At 39.9% G+C, this 17,943-nt stretch carries 10 protein-coding genes, 10 tRNA genes and 3 rRNA genes; 21 read left to right on the top strand and 2 right to left on the bottom strand.

What is annotated here, in order from left to right; translation table 11 throughout:
• The first annotated feature begins 78 nt into the window (after positions 1-78).
• The 20 genes from tnpC (at position 79) to tsaD (ending at position 13,714) form a co-directional block, all read left to right on the top strand.
• A complete protein-coding gene (tnpC, locus tag AC6I0I_RS10135; RefSeq protein WP_262953973.1) occupies positions 79-1,662 on the top strand; it encodes an IS66 family transposase in 1,584 nt (527 codons plus the stop codon).
• 759 nt (positions 1,663-2,421) lie between these two features.
• Positions 2,422-3,381 (top strand): M23 family metallopeptidase, encoded by a 960-nt coding sequence (locus AC6I0I_RS10130; RefSeq protein WP_161832708.1) that lies wholly within the window; start codon positions 2,422-2,424, stop codon positions 3,379-3,381.
• A gap of 210 nt (positions 3,382-3,591) precedes the next feature.
• Positions 3,592-3,682 (top strand) — tRNA-Ser (locus AC6I0I_RS10125).
• Positions 3,683-3,701: 19 nt separating this feature from the next.
• Positions 3,702-3,778 (top strand) — tRNA-Glu (locus AC6I0I_RS10120).
• Between the two features lie 10 nt (positions 3,779-3,788).
• Positions 3,789-3,864, top strand: a tRNA-Asp gene (locus AC6I0I_RS10115).
• Positions 3,865-3,870: 6 nt separating this feature from the next.
• Positions 3,871-3,947, top strand: a tRNA-Pro gene (locus AC6I0I_RS10110).
• Between the two features lie 7 nt (positions 3,948-3,954).
• Positions 3,955-4,028 (top strand) — tRNA-Gly (locus tag AC6I0I_RS10105).
• Between the two features lie 37 nt (positions 4,029-4,065).
• Positions 4,066-4,151: transfer RNA gene (locus AC6I0I_RS10100), tRNA-Leu, on the top strand.
• A gap of 17 nt (positions 4,152-4,168) precedes the next feature.
• Positions 4,169-4,245 (top strand) — tRNA-Arg (locus AC6I0I_RS10095).
• Positions 4,246-4,577: 332 nt separating this feature from the next.
• A tRNA-Asp gene (locus tag AC6I0I_RS10090) sits at positions 4,578-4,653 on the top strand.
• An 8-nt stretch (positions 4,654-4,661) separates the two neighbouring features.
• Positions 4,662-4,738, top strand: a tRNA-Glu gene (locus AC6I0I_RS10085).
• Between the two features lie 279 nt (positions 4,739-5,017).
• Positions 5,018-6,534: ribosomal RNA gene (locus tag AC6I0I_RS10080) — 16S ribosomal RNA — on the top strand.
• Between the two features lie 92 nt (positions 6,535-6,626).
• Positions 6,627-9,520: ribosomal RNA gene (locus tag AC6I0I_RS10075) — 23S ribosomal RNA — on the top strand.
• Between the two features lie 173 nt (positions 9,521-9,693).
• Positions 9,694-9,802, top strand: a 5S ribosomal RNA gene (gene rrf, locus AC6I0I_RS10070).
• The 16S, 23S and 5S rRNA genes sit together here with 10 tRNA genes alongside, the layout of an rRNA operon.
• Before the next feature lie 11 nt (positions 9,803-9,813).
• Positions 9,814-9,887, top strand: a tRNA-Gly gene (locus AC6I0I_RS10065).
• Positions 9,888-9,991: 104 nt separating this feature from the next.
• A complete protein-coding gene (ytaF, locus tag AC6I0I_RS10060; RefSeq protein ID WP_161832316.1) occupies positions 9,992-10,591 on the top strand; it encodes a sporulation membrane protein YtaF in 600 nt (199 codons plus the stop codon).
• A 508-nt stretch (positions 10,592-11,099) separates the two neighbouring features.
• The gene (gene tsaE, locus AC6I0I_RS10055) at positions 11,100-11,546 is read left to right on the top strand and encodes a tRNA (adenosine(37)-N6)-threonylcarbamoyltransferase complex ATPase subunit type 1 TsaE (RefSeq protein ID WP_161832315.1); all 447 of its coding nucleotides are present in this window, start codon (positions 11,100-11,102) and stop codon (positions 11,544-11,546) included.
• Between the two features lie 2 nt (positions 11,547-11,548).
• Positions 11,549-12,244: a tRNA (adenosine(37)-N6)-threonylcarbamoyltransferase complex dimerization subunit type 1 TsaB gene (gene tsaB, locus AC6I0I_RS10050; protein ID WP_161832314.1), complete on the top strand. Its 696-nt coding sequence runs from the start codon at positions 11,549-11,551 to the stop codon at positions 12,242-12,244.
• Between the two features lie 6 nt (positions 12,245-12,250).
• Positions 12,251-12,679 (top strand): ribosomal protein S18-alanine N-acetyltransferase, encoded by a 429-nt coding sequence (rimI, locus tag AC6I0I_RS10045; protein ID WP_262953929.1) that lies wholly within the window; start codon positions 12,251-12,253, stop codon positions 12,677-12,679.
• Between the two features lie 15 nt (positions 12,680-12,694).
• Positions 12,695-13,714, top strand: a complete 1,020-nt coding sequence (gene tsaD, locus AC6I0I_RS10040) for a tRNA (adenosine(37)-N6)-threonylcarbamoyltransferase complex transferase subunit TsaD (protein WP_262953928.1) — start codon at positions 12,695-12,697, stop codon at positions 13,712-13,714.
• Positions 13,715-13,964: 250 nt separating this feature from the next.
• On the opposite strand, the gene AC6I0I_RS10035 is transcribed toward tsaD, so the two are convergent.
• On the bottom strand, positions 13,965-14,927 hold the full coding sequence (locus AC6I0I_RS10035; protein WP_262953927.1) for a GNAT family N-acetyltransferase: 963 nt from the start codon (positions 14,925-14,927) through the stop codon (positions 13,965-13,967).
• Positions 14,928-14,997: 70 nt separating this feature from the next.
• A complete protein-coding gene (locus AC6I0I_RS10030; protein WP_262953926.1) occupies positions 14,998-16,914 on the bottom strand; it encodes an ABC-F family ATP-binding cassette domain-containing protein in 1,917 nt (638 codons plus the stop codon).
• Between the two features lie 198 nt (positions 16,915-17,112).
• Here AC6I0I_RS10030 and AC6I0I_RS10025 point away from each other — a divergent pair, with 198 nt between their 5' ends.
• Positions 17,113-17,772: a redox-sensing transcriptional repressor Rex gene (locus AC6I0I_RS10025; RefSeq protein WP_262953925.1), complete on the top strand. Its 660-nt coding sequence runs from the start codon at positions 17,113-17,115 to the stop codon at positions 17,770-17,772.
• Positions 17,773-17,943: the final 171 nt, after the last annotated feature.

The raw sequence follows: 17,943 nt of genomic DNA, 5'->3' as shown, positions 1-17,943 counted from the left end.
GTAATAAATCCTGTATTTTCTATATAAAGTTGGACATACTAAGACTAATAAAATCATTTAGAAAAGAGGTGAGCCAAGTTGAACACGTTTGAATCAAAACTAATCGAAGAAAATCAGAAACTATTAAAGAAACTGGATCAACAAGCTCAACTACTCGCCCAAAAAGAGGAAAAAATTAATAAGCTCCAATTAAAAATGATGGAGCAGACCGACAAAATTGATACGCTTATTGAACAGGTTGAGTTTCTTTCAAAAAAGCTTTTTGGATCCTCAAGCGAGAAAACTAAGGTTGATCCAGGTCAGCTTACCCTTTTTGGGGATCCTGTATTAGAAGAACCTCTGACAAAGGATGAACCGACAGAGGAAATTACGTATCGCCGTCGTAAGACATCTGGTCGTAAAGCAGAATTAACGAAAGATTTACCTATTGAAGAAGTTCATTGTGAACTTCATGGAGAGGATTGTACATGTGACCATTGCGGTCAGGCCATGAAACCAATGGGGAAAAAGGTTGTTCGTGAAGAAGTCTGTTTTGTACCTGCACGATTATATAAGAAAGTTTATATTTCACATGCCTACGAATGTGATTGTCATGATCCTAATCTTGAAGCTAAATCCATTCGTTGTGCCGAGGTTCCTAAGGGACCTATCCAACGTAGCTTAGCAGGACCAACAACATTGGCTTGGCTTTTTCATCAAAAATTTGAACTCGGATTACCAACTTATCGCCAAGAGAAAGAATGGTCGTCTTATGGATTAGAAGTAAGTCGGAAAACTCTCTCTAATTGGATTATCCGTGCCTCTTTTGATTGGCTAGAACCTTTATATAAACTATTTCTAGATAAATTACGCCAACAAGAGGTCCTACATGCGGATGAAACATATTATCAGATTTTAAATCGTTCGGATGGAAAACCTGCTACATCAGAGGCTCGAATTTGGTTGATTCGTACCATCAAAGATGTGTCCCATCCCATTGTTTTTTATCACGCCGATTTAACACGCGCGAAGTCTGTTATTTTAGAACTACTTCGGTCGTTTAAAGGATGGCTTCATTGTGATGGCTATATAGCTTACAAAGATTTGCCAAATGTGACCACCGTGGGGTGTTGGGCACATGCACGCCGGAAATTTCAAGAGGTTTCAACGGAACATGGGAAAGCCAAACAAGCCGTTCACTTCTGTAATCAAATCTTTCGGTTAGAACGAGAGTTGATACACCTTTCCCCTGAGGAACGTCAAATCCAAAGAGAATCAAAAATTCGGCCAATCATTGAATCCTTTTATCAATTTATTGAAGGGATTCGTACGGTTAAAGGTAAGTTACAAACAGCGATTGTTTATGCCCAGAACCAAAGACGAGCACTCACAGAATTCTTGTCAAATGGACGTTTAGAGATCTCTAATAATTTAGCCGAACAAGCTATTAGACCCGTTGTCGTTGGACGTAAGAATTACCTCTTTTCAACGAGTGTCAAAGGGGCCCAAGCAAACGCCATGGCATATACCTTAATTGAAACAGCCAAAGCCAACGGATTAAATGTCTATCGTTATTTAACCTACCTTTTTGAAAAACTTCCAAATTGCGAATTCTTAGTAAATCCACAGCTATTGGGGGACTTTTTACCCTGGTCAAAAATAATTCAAGAAAATTGTAAATAAAAAGCAAGATTCAGTGTGCCTTTAGTGTACAACGAACCTTGCTTTTTTTCTATCCGTATTATAATTACCCGCTTACGTTACTAACTCTGAAAGTCGTCTTTTATTAATGGATTCTTTATGACGCATAGGTGTAGGCTAATGTTTGGACATAATTTTAAAAAAACAATGATTATAAATTCGTTATTCCTTTTTAATCCTGCTATAATAAAGGAAATGGAAAAAAAGTAGGTGTAACAATGTCATTAGCATATGGTTTATTATTAATAGTATTTATTTTTATTGAGTACTATTTTACTATCTTATTCAGTCTAAAAAGTTAAATTTTCAAGGAAAAGACCGTTGGGTACAATTAGCAATCGTTTTTAATATCATAATCACTCTTTTGTTAATAATAAGCGGAGGGATAGGAATAATCACGTATTTGTTTATTGTTTTATTATTAGGAAGTGGAGGGTTTTACTATCTGTATAAAATTAAATATGAGAAAATTGGTTTTATAGGGAGTTTGTTTTGCTCTTTCTTTTTGTTTGTTTTTTTAGTTTTACAGCTTTGGATTTACGGTGTGGGGATTTAAGTTAACCGCAATTAAATGTATAAAAAAGGTAAAAGGATGATGCGCGTATCTTGCATACGATATTTTTAAAATTGGCATACTATTATTAGACTATTAATAAAGAGGAAATGATGATCCTGTTAGGAGACTTTAGTACCTTTCTGTTTATTAGTAAAGTAAATTCAATTTTGGAAATGGGTGAAAATATGAAGCATAGACTTTTAATACCACTGTTACTGTTTGTTATAGTGTCCATTCCGAATCTGATTGTTGATGCCGAAGATAGTAATCATGAAGCACGATTAAAAATGTATAAGGATTATGAATTGGCATCAGGGGTTCCATGGTATGAAATCGCGGCTATCGATCAATATGAAAGAAATACATATAAATTTAAAGAGGGATCAGATAAGTTGAAGTATGATACCATTTCTATTTTTATTACAAATGAGCGATGGTCTGGTCCTGAAAATCCTTACTATTATGATAATGATAGTTATACGATTAACTTGTTTGGGGGAATTGGAAAAGACGGAAATGGGGACGGGGTTGCTGATATTAATAATGAGGAAGATGTGATGTATACGATGGTTGAGTACATCAGATCATTTGATACATTTAAAGAAGCCTTGAACTCTTATTATCAACAGGATCAGGCGGTTAAAATTATTGAAGAAATTGCACAGCTTTTCAAACATTTTGATACTATCGTATTAGATAAGCGATGCCTTCCAGTTTCTAAAAGATATAGTTATAGTTTTCAAGATAATTATGGTACTGCTCGAAGTTGGGGAGGTGCTCGGTCTCATGAGGGAATTGACATCTTTGCAAATTATTCAACTCCCGTTTTAGCAACTGCATATGGAGTGGTAGAAATAATGGGATGGAATGATTATGGTGGCTATCGTATAGGTATTCGTGATATTTATAATACTTATCAATACTATGCTCATTTACAAGGTTATGAAGGCGATTTGAAGGAGGGGGATATCGTAGAACCGGGGCAAGTTATTGGATATGTTGGAAGTACAGGATATGGTAAAGAAGGGACGAGTGGGAAGTTTCCACCTCACTTACACTTTGGATTATATAAATATGATGGACGCTGTGAGTGGGCATTTAATCCTTATCCGCATTTAAGACGTTGGGAAAAAGAAGAACAGTAAGTAAATGAGGCCTCTCATAGTGATATGGGAGGCTCTTTTTAGATAATATTTCTAGGGATAAATGTTGTTTATGAGTTAATAAAAGTGGGGATAAAAGCTATTATTCTAATAAAATATAAATTTTTAAAAAAACTTTATAAAAAGTGTTGACCTTTAATGGGGGACATGGTATTATAAATGTGTGCTCAGGGATGAGCTAAAAAAACAAACGGAGTAGTACTCAAGTGGCTGAAGAGGTGCCCCTGCTAAGGGTATAGGTCGGGCAACCGGCGCGAGGGTTCAAATCCCTCCTGCTCCGCCATAATAAAAAAATGTTGTATGGCCCGTTGGTGAAGTGGTTTAACACACATGCCTTTCACGCATGCATACACGGGTTCGAATCCCGTACGGGTCACCATTTAATAAAAGGTCCAGTGGTGTAGCGGTTAACATGCCTGCCTGTCACGCAGGAGATCGCGGGTTCGATTCCCGTCTGGACCGCCATTTATTCGGGAAGTGGCTCAGCTTGGTAGAGCACCTGGTTTGGGACCAGGGGGTCGCAGGTTCGAATCCTGTCTTCCCGACCATATATAAGCGGGTGTAGTTTAATGGTAGAACTTCAGCCTTCCAAGCTGACTGTGAGAGTTCGATTCTCTTCACCCGCTCCAATTTTTTTGGTGAAATGCCGTTAAAAAGCCATGATAGGCGGTCGTGGCGGAATGGTAGACGCGCCAGCTTGAGGGGCTGGTAGGAGCAATCCTGTGGAGGTTCGAGTCCTCTCGGCCGCACCATAAAAACAACTAGAACAGCGCCCATAGCTCAATTGGATAGAGCGTTTGACTACGGATCAAAAGGTTAGGGGTTCGACTCCTCTTGGGCGCGCCATAATAAAGATAACAGTAAGAGTTTGTAAGAACTCTTTTTTGTTTTTATAAATAAAAATATTTGCTGAGAGAAGAAAAATATTTAGAAATTAATATCATTCGTAAAAAGAGACATTAAACTTATAATTTATTGAATATAAATAAATATTGATTGAAGATGGAGCTTTTGAATTTCCTATTTTAGAGATAGAAAGAGGAGGGGCGGAATCACGATTTATATGGTTGTTATGCGATTATCTATACGAGCGAGAGATCAGTAAAATAATTGACTGTGTTTTTCAAAAAAAAATATTGACATGAAATGTGAACTATGATAGTATAATTCATGTTCTTGGTCCAGTGGTGTAGCGGTTAACATGCCTGCCTGTCACGCAGGAGATCGCGGGTTCGATTCCCGTCTGGACCGCCATATTATATGGCCCGTTGGTGAAGCGGTTTAACACACATGCCTTTCACGCATGCATACACGGGTTCGAATCCCGTACGGGTCACCATTTAATTTTTTAATAGGATAATTATTTTATTAAATTATTTAGTGGTTAGAAAAAAGTTAAAAAGTGTTTGACAGAAGTTGTTGAACATGATAAACTAGAAAAGTCGCCAAGAGAGGTGGACAAGAAATCTTACAAAAAAAGATAAAAAAACATTTGACAGAAAAAGTCGAATGTGGTAAGATAAAGAAGTCGCCAAAAGGCGAGAGAAGTTCTTTGAAAACTAAACAGAACGTCAAGAATCATAAGCGAAAGAAATTTCGCAAGCTAAGGAAACAAACAATTATGGAGAGTTTGATCCTGGCTCAGGATGAACGCTGGCGGCGTGCCTAATACATGCAAGTCGAGCGAACCACTTCGGTGGGAAGCGGCGAACGGGTGAGTAACACGTAGGTGATCTGCCCATCAGACGGGGACAACGATTGGAAACGATCGCTAATACCGGATAGGACGAAAGTTTAAAGATGCTCCTGGCATCACTGATGGATGAGCCTGCGGCGCATTAGCTAGTTGGTGGGGTAAAGGCCTACCAAGGCGACGATGCGTAGCCGACCTGAGAGGGTGAACGGCCACACTGGGACTGAGACACGGCCCAGACTCCTACGGGAGGCAGCAGTAGGGAATCTTCGGCAATGGGCGAAAGCCTGACCGAGCAACGCCGCGTGAATGAAGAAGGCCTTCGGGTTGTAAAATTCTGTTATAAGGGAAGAAAGGTGATAGGAGGAAATGACTATCAATTGACGGTACCTTATGAGAAAGCCACGGCTAACTACGTGCCAGCAGCCGCGGTAATACGTAGGTGGCAAGCGTTATCCGGAATTATTGGGCGTAAAGAGCGCGCAGGTGGTTAATTAAGTCTGATGTGAAAGCCCACGGCTTAACCGTGGAGGGTCATTGGAAACTGGTTGACTTGAGTGCAGAAGAGGGAAGTGGAATTCCATGTGTAGCGGTGAAATGCGTAGAGATATGGAGGAACACCAGTGGCGAAGGCGGCTTCCTGGTCTGCAACTGACACTGAGGCGCGAAAGCGTGGGGAGCAAACAGGATTAGATACCCTGGTAGTCCACGCCGTAAACGATGAGTGCTAAGTGTTGGGGGTCGAACCTCAGTGCTGAAGTTAACGCATTAAGCACTCCGCCTGGGGAGTACGGTCGCAAGACTGAAACTCAAAGGAATTGACGGGGACCCGCACAAGCGGTGGAGCATGTGGTTTAATTCGAAGCAACGCGAAGAACCTTACCAGGTCTTGACATACCATTGACGCCTCTAGAGATAGAGGGTTTCCTTCGGGGACAATGGATACAGGTGGTGCATGGTTGTCGTCAGCTCGTGTCGTGAGATGTTGGGTTAAGTCCCGCAACGAGCGCAACCCCTGTCGTTAGTTGCCAGCAGTGAGATGGGGACTCTAACGAGACTGCCAGTGACAAACTGGAGGAAGGTGGGGATGACGTCAAATCATCATGCCCCTTATGACCTGGGCTACACACGTGCTACAATGGTTGGTACAAAGAGAAGCGAAGCGGTGACGTGGAGCAAACCTCATAAAGCCAATCTCAGTTCGGATTGTAGGCTGCAACTCGCCTACATGAAGTTGGAATCGCTAGTAATCGCGAATCAGAATGTCGCGGTGAATACGTTCCCGGGTCTTGTACACACCGCCCGTCACACCACGAGAGTTTACAACACCCGAAGTCAGTGGCCTAACCGCAAGGAGGGAGCTGCCTAAGGTGGGGTAGATGATTGGGGTGAAGTCGTAACAAGGTATCCCTACCGGAAGGTGGGGATGGATCACCTCCTTTCTATGGAGAAAGAGACGTTCTGTTTAGTTTTGGGAGAATTTCGATTTTCCTAGAATTGATCTTTGAAAACTAGATATCTTCTGAAGAAGAAAAGTTAAGTAATAAAGGGCGCACGGAGGATGCCTAGGCACTAGGAGTCGAAGAAGGACGCGACAAACGGCGAAACGCCTCGGGGAGCTGTAAGTAAGCAAAGAGCCGGGGATATCCGAATGGGGAAACCCGCTAGTGGTCATACGCTAGCACCGTATGGTGAATCAATAGCCATAGAGGAGACAGACCCAGGGAACTGAAACATCTAAGTACCTGGAGGAAAAGAAAGAAACATCGATTCCCCAAGTAGCGGCGAGCGAACAGGGAGGAGCCCAAACCGGAGTAATCCGGGGTAGAAGGACCTTCAGAAATGACTGAACATGATAGCCGAATGGTCTGGGAAGGCCAACCGGAGGGGGTGAGAGTCCCGTAGGTGAAATTGTGTGAAGCAGGGAAGGGATCCTGAGTACGGCGGGACACGAGAAATCCCGTCGGAAGCAACGAGGACCATCTCGTAAGGCTAAATACTACCTAGTGACCGATAGTGAACCAGTACCGTGAGGGAAAGGTGAAAAGAACCCCGGAAGGGGAGTGAAAGAGAACCTGAAACCGTGTGCCTACAACTAGTCAGAGCCCGTTAAAGGGTGATGGCGTGCCTTTTGTAGAATGAACCGGCGAGTTACGATATCGTGCAAGGTTAAGTTGAAGAGACGGAGCCGAAGCGAAAGCGAGTCTGAATAGGGCGAGGAGTACGATGTTGTAGACCCGAAACCGTGTGAGCTAGCCATGAGCAGGCTGAAGGTCAGGTAACACTGACTGGAGGGCCGAACCAGGGCACGTTGAAAAGTGCTTGGATGACTTGTGGCTAGGGGTGAAATTCCAATCGAACACGGATATAGCTGGTTCTCTCCGAAATAGCTTTAGGGCTAGCCTCGATAAGAGTCTACTGGAGGTAGAGCACTGAATGGGTGATGGCCCCACCTCGGGGTACTGATCTCAATCAAACTCCGAATGCCAGATAGATATGATCGGGAGTCAGACTGTGGGTGATAAGGTCCATGGTCAAAAGGGAAAGAGCCCAGACCGCCAGCTAAGGCCCCCAAGTGTCCGTTAAGTGGAAAAGGATGTGGAGATGCACAGACAACTAGGAGGTTGGCTTAGAAGCAGCCATCCTTTAAAGAGTGCGTAATAGCTCACTAGTCGAGTGACTCTGCGCCGAAAATGTACCGGGGCTAAACGGACCGCCGAAGCTGCGGATTGACACGAAGTGTCAGTGGTAGGAGAGCGTTCTAACAGCACAGAAGCAGTACCGGAAGGAGCTGTGGAGCGGTTAGAAGTGAGAATGCCGGTGTGAGTAGCGAAAGATAGGTGAGAATCCTATCCATCGAAAGCCTAAGGTTTCCAGGGGAAGGCTCGTCCGCCCTGGGTAAGTCGGGACCTAAGGTGAGGCCGAAAGGCGTAGCCGATGGACAACAGGTAGAGATTCCTGTACCACTTAATAAACTGAAGGAGTGACGGAGAAGGCTAAGTTGAGCGTGTGAATGGATTCACGTGTAAGCAGTGAGGTGGTCATGTAGGCAAATCCGCATGGCGAAACATTGAGCTGTGATGCCGAAAGCCCGCAAGGGTGAAGTCAGCTGATGTCACGCTTCCAAGAAAAGCTTCTAGGGATAATTTATTAGGTGCCCGTACCGATAACCGACACAGGTAGGCGAGGAGAGAATCCTAAGATGAGCGAGAGAACTCTTGTTAAGGAACTCGGCAAAATGACCCCGTAACTTCGGGAGAAGGGGTGCTTGTGAAAGCAAGCCGCAGTGAAAAGGCCCAGGCGACTGTTTATCAAAAACACAGGTCTCTGCTAAACCGCAAGGTGATGTATAGGGGCTGACGCCTGCCCGGTGCTGGAAGGTTAAGAGGAGAGGTTAGCGCAAGCGAAGCTTTGAATTGAAGCCCCAGTAAACGGCGGCCGTAACTATAACGGTCCTAAGGTAGCGAAATTCCTTGTCGGGTAAGTTCCGACCCGCACGAAAGGCGTAACGATCTGGGCGCTGTCTCAACAAGAGACTCGGTGAAATCATAGTACCTGTGAAGATGCAGGTTACCCGCGACAGGACGGAAAGACCCCGTGGAGCTTTACTGTAGCTTGATATTGAGCACTGGTGACACATGTACAGGATAGGTAGGAGACGAAGAGACCAGGACGCCAGTCTTGGAGGAGTCGCTGTTGGGATACTACCCTTGTGTTACTGGGGTTCTAACCCGTGGCCATGAGCTGGTCAGGGGACAGTGTCAGGTGGGCAGTTTGACTGGGGCGGTCGCCTCCCAAAGAGTAACGGAGGCGCCCAAAGGTTCCCTCAGAATGGTTGGAAATCATTCGAAGAGTGTAAAGGCAGAAGGGAGCTTGACTGCGAGACCAACAAGTCGAGCAGGGACGAAAGTCGGGCTTAGTGATCCGGCGGTACCGAATGGAAGGGCCGTCGCTCAACGGATAAAAGCTACCCCGGGGATAACAGGCTGATCTCCCCCAAGAGTTCACATCGACGGGGAGGTTTGGCACCTCGATGTCGGCTCATCGCATCCTGGGGCTGTAGTCGGTCCCAAGGGTTGGGCTGTTCGCCCATTAAAGCGGTACGCGAGCTGGGTTCAGAACGTCGTGAGACAGTTCGGTCCCTATCCGTCGTGGGCGTAGGAAATTTGAGAGGAGCTGTCCTTAGTACGAGAGGACCGGGATGGACACACCGCTGGTGTACCAGTTGTTCTGCCAGGAGCATAGCTGGGTAGCTACGTGTGGAAGGGATAAACGCTGAAAGCATCTAAGCGTGAAGCCCCCCTCAAGATGAGATTTCCCATTCGAAAGAAGTAAGATCCCTTGAAGACGACGAGGTAGATAGGTCAGGAGTGGAAGTTTGGTGACAGATGAAGCGGACTGATACTAATCGATCGAGGACTTAACTAAATAGGAAAGGCAAAAACGAGCGATTATCACAGGCAGAAAGTGAAAAGAACTGAGGAATCACGAAGGTGATGAACAGTTATTGAACTTTACCACTGTGATGCGAGAGTTGCCGGACAAGAAGAAGTAAGCAGAAGATATCTAGTTTTGTGAGATTGATAAGATCTGACAGAAGGTCTAGTGATAAGGGCAAGGAGGGCACACCTGTTCCCATACCGAACACAGAAGTTAAGCTCCTTAGCGCCGAGGGTAGTACGCAAGTGCGAGAGTAGGACGTCGCTAGGCCATAAAAAAATGCGGGTGTAGTTTAATGGTAGAACTTCAGCCTTCCAAGCTGACTGTGAGAGTTCGATTCTCTTCACCCGCTCCAAATAGCCAATTAACATCCTTTGGGATGTTTTTTTTGTTTTGTAGTCCCTATTACTACTTTATTTCATATAGTATCTTGTAATAAAGTAAAGGTAGGGATAGAAAATGAACTTTTTAGCTATTCTATTATTTTCCGCATCGGTTACCTGTGATAATCTCATAATAGGTTTAAGCTATGGTGCAAGAAAAATAAAAATTTGCTTTTTAAGCAATTTAATTGTTGGTATGATTTCATGCCTAGGTACCCTAGGTGGAATGTATATAGGTAATTTATTTGATGGATTTTGTGTTGGTTCGATTGCCCAGTATATAGGTAGTGCCTTACTATTTTTATTTGGTATTTATATGTTTTATCAGTCATTCAGGAAGCATTTAAAAACTAAAAATGATCGCGAAATCTTAGATGATGCTGCCAATGTTGCTGAACAATTTGATATGGATCATTCTAAATCTATCGATTTACGGGAAGCGTGCATGCTAGGTTTTTTTCTATGTATAAATAATTTTGGACTTGGGATCGGCGCTGCCCTTACAGGCCTTAATATTTATTTGACATCAATAACCTGTCTGATTTTAAGTATATTTTTTATCGAACTAGGATGCCGATTAACATACAATTTGTTGAGCCAAAATACTGTTAAGTATGCCGAATACGTTGCGAGTATTATGATTATTTTATTAGCTTTATATCAGTTAATTTCTTGAACGATTAAACAGGCGAGAATTAAATTAAATTAAATCCTGTGGATATAAGTAGCTGTATTTCCCCCTTATCCACAGGAATTTTTTATTTGTTGTCGATTAAATATAGGATGGTACATAATTATCTTAGAGATTTTCTTTATACGTCCATAGTTAGCTGTTCTTCTATAGAGGGACAGAGTACAATGAAAAGGGTTTCTAATTTAAGGTGTCTATTATTTAATTAAAGTTTTTTATTATACCCATCGGTTTAATTGTTAACCTTTATAAATAGAAAAATAAATAATTTTTAGATAGCTACATCGTGTTACCAACAGGATAGAACATTTAGAATGCTGTCGTTTTCTATCATTTTTCAGTGCTTTTATAGATAAATGTCGTATTAACAATAATTATGTGATATAGATATGTTATAATATAATTAGAAAATATTATAGATTAGAAAGTTATTTTTGATGAAAATTAATCCATAATAATGTAAGTTTTATTCTATGAGGTATAAGGTGATAGTATGACATATAAAATCAGAACGACGTCGTTGGAACAGACGCAAGATATCGCATATAAAATTGGTAAATGGGTAAGTAATGGAATGATTTTAACATTAGAGGGTGATTTGGGTGCCGGAAAAACCACTTTTACTAAAGGGCTCGCGAAGGGATTAGGAATTAATCGCAATGTAAACAGTCCAACATTTAATATTATAAAGGAGTATCAAGGTCGAATTCCTTTATATCATATGGATGTCTATCGCTTAGAAAGTGGTGGAGATGATATCGGATTAGATGATTACTTGTTTGGTGATGGGGTATGTGTTATTGAATGGGCAAGTCGCATCGAGGATTTACTTCCGATGGAAAGATTAGATATAAAAATATTTAGAGAGGGAGAAAATCAACGTTGTATTGAATTAACTCCTATAGGAAAAAATTATGAAACGATTGGAAAGGTGTTGTAAATATGTTAACAATCGCTATTGATACGTCCAATACTACTTTATCAATTGCCTTAGTAGAAGATAATCAAATATTATATGAGATCATTGAGACAACTAAAAATGATCACTCAAGACGCTTAATGCCTGCAATTGATCGTATGTTTAAACAAACTCAACGTTTTCCTAAAGATTTAGATTTAATTTCGGTTGCAAAGGGACCAGGATCTTATACGGGAGTAAGGATAGGTGTTACTGTTGCTAAAACATTGGCGTGGACGTTAAAGAAACCATTAGTTGGAGTTTCAAGTTTAGAGATATTAGCTCGTAATCTCTATGAAGAGGGCTATGTAGTCCCTTTATTTGACGCGCGCCGCCAATCAGTTTTTGCGGGAGTCTATGATGGGAAAACATATGAATCAGTAATTGCCGATGGTCACTATGATTTATCTCAGTTACTAGAAATTTTATCGAAAAAGGATAAAAAAATATATTTCCTAGGTAATGATGTTGTTAAGTATTGGGAAGTAATTACACAAACTTTAGGAAATAAGGCGATTAAGGTAGAAGATGCCGATTTAAATATTCCGCATGCTTCGATATTAGCTCAAATTGCTGTGAATAGGAAACCTGTTAATGATATCCATCACTTTTGCCCGACGTATCATCGCTTACCAGAAGCTGAGGTTAATTGGTTAGCGGAGCAAAAAATAAAGGAATAGATGGTTATGTTAATTAGATTAATGACAGTAGAGGATATTCCAGAGGTCTCATTATTACATGAGAATTTATTTTCCCAGGCCTTTAACTTTATCGATTATGCGGTGCAGCAAGACTTTTATTATGGTATTGTCATTGAAGTAGATTGTACGATTGTGGGCTATTTGGTTGGGCAAATTATTTTTGAAATGGCAGATTTATTTTACGTCGCGATTGACCCACGGTATCGCTCACTAGGTTATGGTAAACTGCTTGTGGAACGTTTTATTCTGGATGCCTTTGAAAATGGAGGAGAAAATATGACGTTAGAGGTTCGACGTAGTAATTATGTAGCTATTCATTTATATGAACAGTGTGGATTCCTTTCAGCAGGGATTCGTAAAAATTATTATGCGGATTCTGAAGATGCCGTATTAATGACTCGTAAAATTAATTAGAAGTAGGTGATGGTCATGGACAAGGATATTATAGTATTAGCTGTTGAAAGTAGTTGTGATGAAACAAGTGTGGCCGTTATTAAAAATGGTATTGAGATATTGTCGAATGTTGTTTCTTCACAAATTGAAAGTCATAAACGTTTCGGGGGGGTGGTGCCAGAGGTGGCAAGCCGCCATCACGTTGAGAATGTAACGATGGTATTTGAAGAAGCTTTATTAAAGGCTAATATAGATTGGAAAGATATAGACGCTATCACGGTAACAGAGGGGCCGGGATTAATTGGTTCATTACTTATTGGGATTAATGCTGCTAAAGCACTTGCCTTTGCACATGATATTCCACTTGTGGGGGTACATCACATTGCCGGGCATATTTATGCTAATCAACTTGTAGAAACTCTTCAATTTCCTTTACTTGCATTGGTTGTTTCGGGGGGACATACGGAATTAGTTTATATGGAAGACCATTATCAGTTTAAGGTTATTGGTGAGACGTTAGATGATGCTGTAGGGGAAGCCTATGATAAGGTTGCGCGCACTTTAAAATTACCGTATCCGGGAGGTCCGCATATTGACCGCTTAGCTGCTTTAGGGGAAGACACTTATAAATTACCACGGGTTTGGCTGGATAAGGATTCGTATGATTTTAGTTTTTCCGGACTGAAGTCAGCAGTAATCAATACGGTGCATAATGCTAAGCAAAGGGGCGAGGAGATTATACCTGAAAACTTAGCGGCAAGTTTCCAAGCGAGTGTGGTAGAAGTTTTAGTTGAGAAAACGATGCGTGCGGCAAAAGAGTTTCATGTTAAACAAATTATTGTAGCCGGTGGTGTTTCGGCAAACAAAGGATTGCGACACGCACTTGAAAATGCGGTTAAGGCACAGGGGCAATTCAAACTAACAATTCCACCGCTTTCGTTGTGTACCGATAATGCTGCAATGATTGGAGCCGCTGGAACACAGGCTTATTTAAGAGGTCATCGTAGTAATATGGAGATGAATGGGCAATCAGGTATGGAATTAAAATCTATTTAAAGGAATAAAAAAACGGACGACATTGGTTCGTTTTTTTATATAAAAGACATCGTCTAAGATTTTGATCAAGATGATTGTCTGACATCTCTACCGCCTAATGATTAGTACCCAAAGTAGGTAATAAAAGATGAAGGGGCCTTTTCTTTATATAGAGTTGATTCGTTTAATAGTTAGCTCTATTAATTAAGTCATCTTATAAATCATGACGATCTCATCCCCATTGAGCTATATTTATCAATAAGGAGAAACACTATAATTGAGCAATTATTTTTTGCGTATATTCTAATCTTTCTAACCCCATTTGTTTTCCTATGGAAGTGAAAAATTGAAAATCGCCCTCTATTATTTTATGAATGAGACTAGAATTTAATCCTTCTGTTGAAATGACTTTCATGAGAGTAGAGGCGCTAATCTGTTCAATATAATAAAGATCATGGATTATTTTTTCTTCCTCTGTAAGAGGTGTGGATAACTGTCGAGCTAAGCTATGTAATGCCTCGTTAATTTCTTTAGCAGACCAATTTAGATCGTTTAATTTAATTAGGGTTTCATGAATAAACTTACTATTAGTTTGTAGTTTTTCAAGTAATCCACAGAATGTTGCTAGAAAGTATAATTTTGAAGTATTTAACTGCTCGGGATTAAAAAATCCAAGATGGTTTATGATAGAGTAAAGCGATTCAGGATTGTGATAATGTGGAAGTGCATAATCGAGGTAGTCCTGTAACTGTCTGCTTGGTTCTTTTTTTATTTGTCCATATAGATGTATATCTTCATATGACCCTTTGTTGTAAAATGCTTGTTGCCGAATGCCTTCATGCCTAAATCCTATTTCCGTTAAAAATTGATGGTGTATAGGTTTTAAGAGGGGAGTCTCAATTTCGATTCGATGAATGTCCTCTTCAAATAGTTGGGTGATTAGTCGTGTTAAGACCCTCTTCATTTCTATGTAGGAATGTTCTAAATCGAGTTCGAATTCTAAACGAAGACAGCGGTTATCTTGATTTGAGCGATCAAGTTGAAGTATACCTTGTATTTGATTTTCTATACTTTTAAGTAAGTATGATGTCGAATTTTCAGGGTTATCCCCAGATTGAATGACACAATCAAAATCAGGAGAGATTGTCTGACAATGATTATCATTTTTCCATTGACTCCATTGTTGATAAGTTAAAAATGCCTTCTTGTGAATAGTTATTTCTTTAGCTTCCATGCCTGTCCTCCTGTAGATAAGATGATTCATTATATGAAAAAACTCTATCTCATATGAGATAGAGTTTTTATTAATCTATTTGTGCTAGTGATTCCCAGGTGTCCATAGCTTCTAAAAGAAGTTCCTCCAATTCTTCAATACGAGATTGGACTAGAGCCGATTTTTGCGAATCTAAGTAAACTTCTTCTTGGAAGAGCTCAGCCTTTTTGTAAGCCAGTTCTTCTTCATACGCATTTATTTTATTTTCAATGTCTTCTAATTGTCGTTTACGTTGTTGTTCTAATCGTCGTTGTTCCTTTTGTTTTTGATAGTCGGTAATGCTATTTGTTGAACTGTTCGCCATTTCATTTTGTTGAGACGCCATTTGTTCATTAATCAGACGTTTCTTTTCGATATAGTCAGAATAGTTTCCTAGATAAGAGACGACCCCATGTGGCGTTACTTCTAAAATACGTGTAGCAATTTTATCGATAAAGTAACGATCATGTGAAATGAAAAAGAGTGTACCTTCATAATCTTCGAGGGAAAGTTCTAACATTTCTTTGCTATCGATATCAAGGTGGTTAGTTGGCTCATCTAAAAGTAAGAAGTTATTTCTTTGGAGCATGAGTTTACATAGGGTAAGACGGACTTTTTCTCCACCCGAGAGTTGGTGCACTGTTTTAAATACATCATCACCGGTGAATAAAAAGTTTCCAAGTAGAGTTCGAATATCTTTTTCTAGTCTATTCGGGAAAACGTTCCAAACCTCATTTAGTACTGTATTATTTGAGGTTAAATTAGCCTGCTCTTGATCAAAGTATCCCATATCAAGGCTTTTTCCGTAGAAAATATCACCTTCTAGTGGTGGAAGATCCCCGGCGATTGTTTTTAAGATTGTAGATTTTCCAATTCCATTGGGTCCGATGAGAGCCACGCGTTCAAGGCGATTGATATGGAAATCCAAATGATCTGAGATTGGCTTATTATCATCATATCCAACGGCTACATTTTCTACCTTGAGAACATCGTTTCCACTACGACGATCGATTTCAAAGGTAATCCCTATAGACTTATCATTTAATTTAGGCATTTCGATTCGTTCCATTTTATCTAGGAGCTTTCTACGCGATTGAGCTCTTTTAGTTGTTGAGGCACGAACTATATTTCGGCTAATAAAGTCTTCCATCTTCGAGATTTCTTTTTGTTGCTTTTCATATTGTTTCATTAAGGCAGCGTAGGAAATGGCCTTTTGATCCATATAGTCTGAGTAATTCCCCTTATACTTTGTACATTTACGGTACTCAATTTCATAGACGGTTGTGGCTATCTGGTCAAGGAAGTATCTATCATGGGAAACAATAACAACAGCACCTGGGTATTTTTTTAAATAACCTTCAAGCCATTCAATGGTATCAATATCTAAATGGTTGGTTGGTTCATCGAGAATTAAAAGATCAGGTTTTTGAAGTAATAATTTAGCGAGTGCTAATCTCGTTTTTTGTCCTCCACTGAGGTTAGAAATTTTTTGGTCGAATCCGATTTCGTTAAATTTAAAACGATTTAAAATATTATTAATTTCTGATTCATAAGTATACCCACTCATTAATTCAAATTGATGGTTTAATTGTTGATATTGATCAATAATTTTTAGATAGTTCTTGCTCGTTGGATCTTCTTCAGCCATTTTTAAACTTAGTGCTTCTAATTGACCTTTAAGCATAATTGTTTTTTGGAAAACCTTTAACATTTCATTATAAATGGTATCATTTGAATTGATATGGCTAGATTGCGCAAAATATCCGAGGATGACGCTTTGCGGCTTATGGATTTCCCCACTATCATAGTCAATTTCATCTGCAATCATTTTTAGTAAGGTAGACTTTCCTGCCCCGTTACGCCCAACAACGGCAATGCGTTCCCCCTTTTTTACCTCAAATTGAACATTTTCAAGAATTGGGGTCCCCGAATAAAGTTTAGTTAGTTTACTTGTTTGTAATAAAATCATTTTGTTTCTCCTTTACTAACTTCTTAGAAGATTCACTCATTTAAGATAATATCTTAAGTATAATGCTTAAATCAGAGATAGGCAACGGAGTGCCTCAAATAATCTTTAAAATTTAACATATAGATGTTTTATTTGTGGATACTATTCACAATGATTTGTTTTCATGTTATTATTTAAATATGATAAAGGAGGTTTTGTATGCTATCAAATATACCAAACGCAACACTTAAACGATTAGCACTTTATCGTCGTTGTTTCGTAGAACTCGATGAGATGAGAGTGAGACGAATTCAATCGGGAGAGTTAAGTCAAAAAATAGGGATTGATTCTGCAACTATCCGACGTGATTTTTCATATTTAGGTGAATTAGGTCGCCAAGGTTATGGATACGAAGTACGTGTGGTATTAGAGGCATTTAATAATTTATTGAAACCAGGTGACGCGCAACGTTGTATTTTGATTGGGGTTGGAAACTTAGGGCGCGCTTTAGTAAAGTATTTTAGTTCGGATAAGTTTAAAAGACGATTATTTAGAACACCTGTTAATTTAGTCGCAGGATTTGATATAGATGAAAGTTTAGTGGGTCAGCATATTGGGGAGTTGCCGATCTATCATTTAGATAATTTATCTTCATACATTGAAGAGAATCATGTAACCTATGTGATTTTAGCGGTTCCACCATTTGTTGCTCAAAAAGTAGCGACTTCATTAGAGGGATTAGGTATTAAAGGAATTCTGAATCTTTCTTCAACTGTTATTAATGTGAGTGAGGATATCCTTGTTCATGAAGTTGATTTAAATATGGAGTTAGAAACGTTATTCTTTTATGTTTTTCAACGCGAACAGCTAAAAAAATAAGTCGAATGAAAAATCTATTCTCATATGAGAATAGATTTTTTCTATAATGGTAAATTGTTGCTATTATTCATAAAAATAGGTATAATTGTGGGCGATGAGAATGTTAGCGGTTGTTAATGGTGATTATTTTGACATCAATTAAGAAGAAGCTAACGTTTTTCATACGATTAT

The organism is Turicibacter sp. St.80E1, from assembly GCF_059728495.1.
The sequence above is the reverse complement of the archived record's forward strand: the minus strand, read 5'-3'. Positions and strand labels throughout refer to the sequence as shown.

Coding starts and splice junctions, on each gene's coding strand:
- AC6I0I_RS10130 (WP_161832708.1), top strand. CDS start 2,422: ATGAAGCATAGACTTTTAATACCACTGTTACTGTTTGTTATAGTGTCC.
- ytaF (WP_161832316.1), top strand. CDS start 9,992: ATGAACTTTTTAGCTATTCTATTATTTTCCGCATCGGTTACCTGTGAT.
- tsaE (WP_161832315.1), top strand. CDS start 11,100: ATGACATATAAAATCAGAACGACGTCGTTGGAACAGACGCAAGATATC.
- tsaB (WP_161832314.1), top strand. CDS start 11,549: ATGTTAACAATCGCTATTGATACGTCCAATACTACTTTATCAATTGCC.
- rimI (WP_262953929.1), top strand. CDS start 12,251: ATGTTAATTAGATTAATGACAGTAGAGGATATTCCAGAGGTCTCATTA.
- tsaD (WP_262953928.1), top strand. CDS start 12,695: ATGGACAAGGATATTATAGTATTAGCTGTTGAAAGTAGTTGTGATGAA.
- AC6I0I_RS10035 (WP_262953927.1), bottom strand. CDS start 14,927: ATGGAAGCTAAAGAAATAACTATTCACAAGAAGGCATTTTTAACTTAT.
- AC6I0I_RS10030 (WP_262953926.1), bottom strand. CDS start 16,914: ATGATTTTATTACAAACAAGTAAACTAACTAAACTTTATTCGGGGACC.
- AC6I0I_RS10025 (WP_262953925.1), top strand. CDS start 17,113: ATGCTATCAAATATACCAAACGCAACACTTAAACGATTAGCACTTTAT.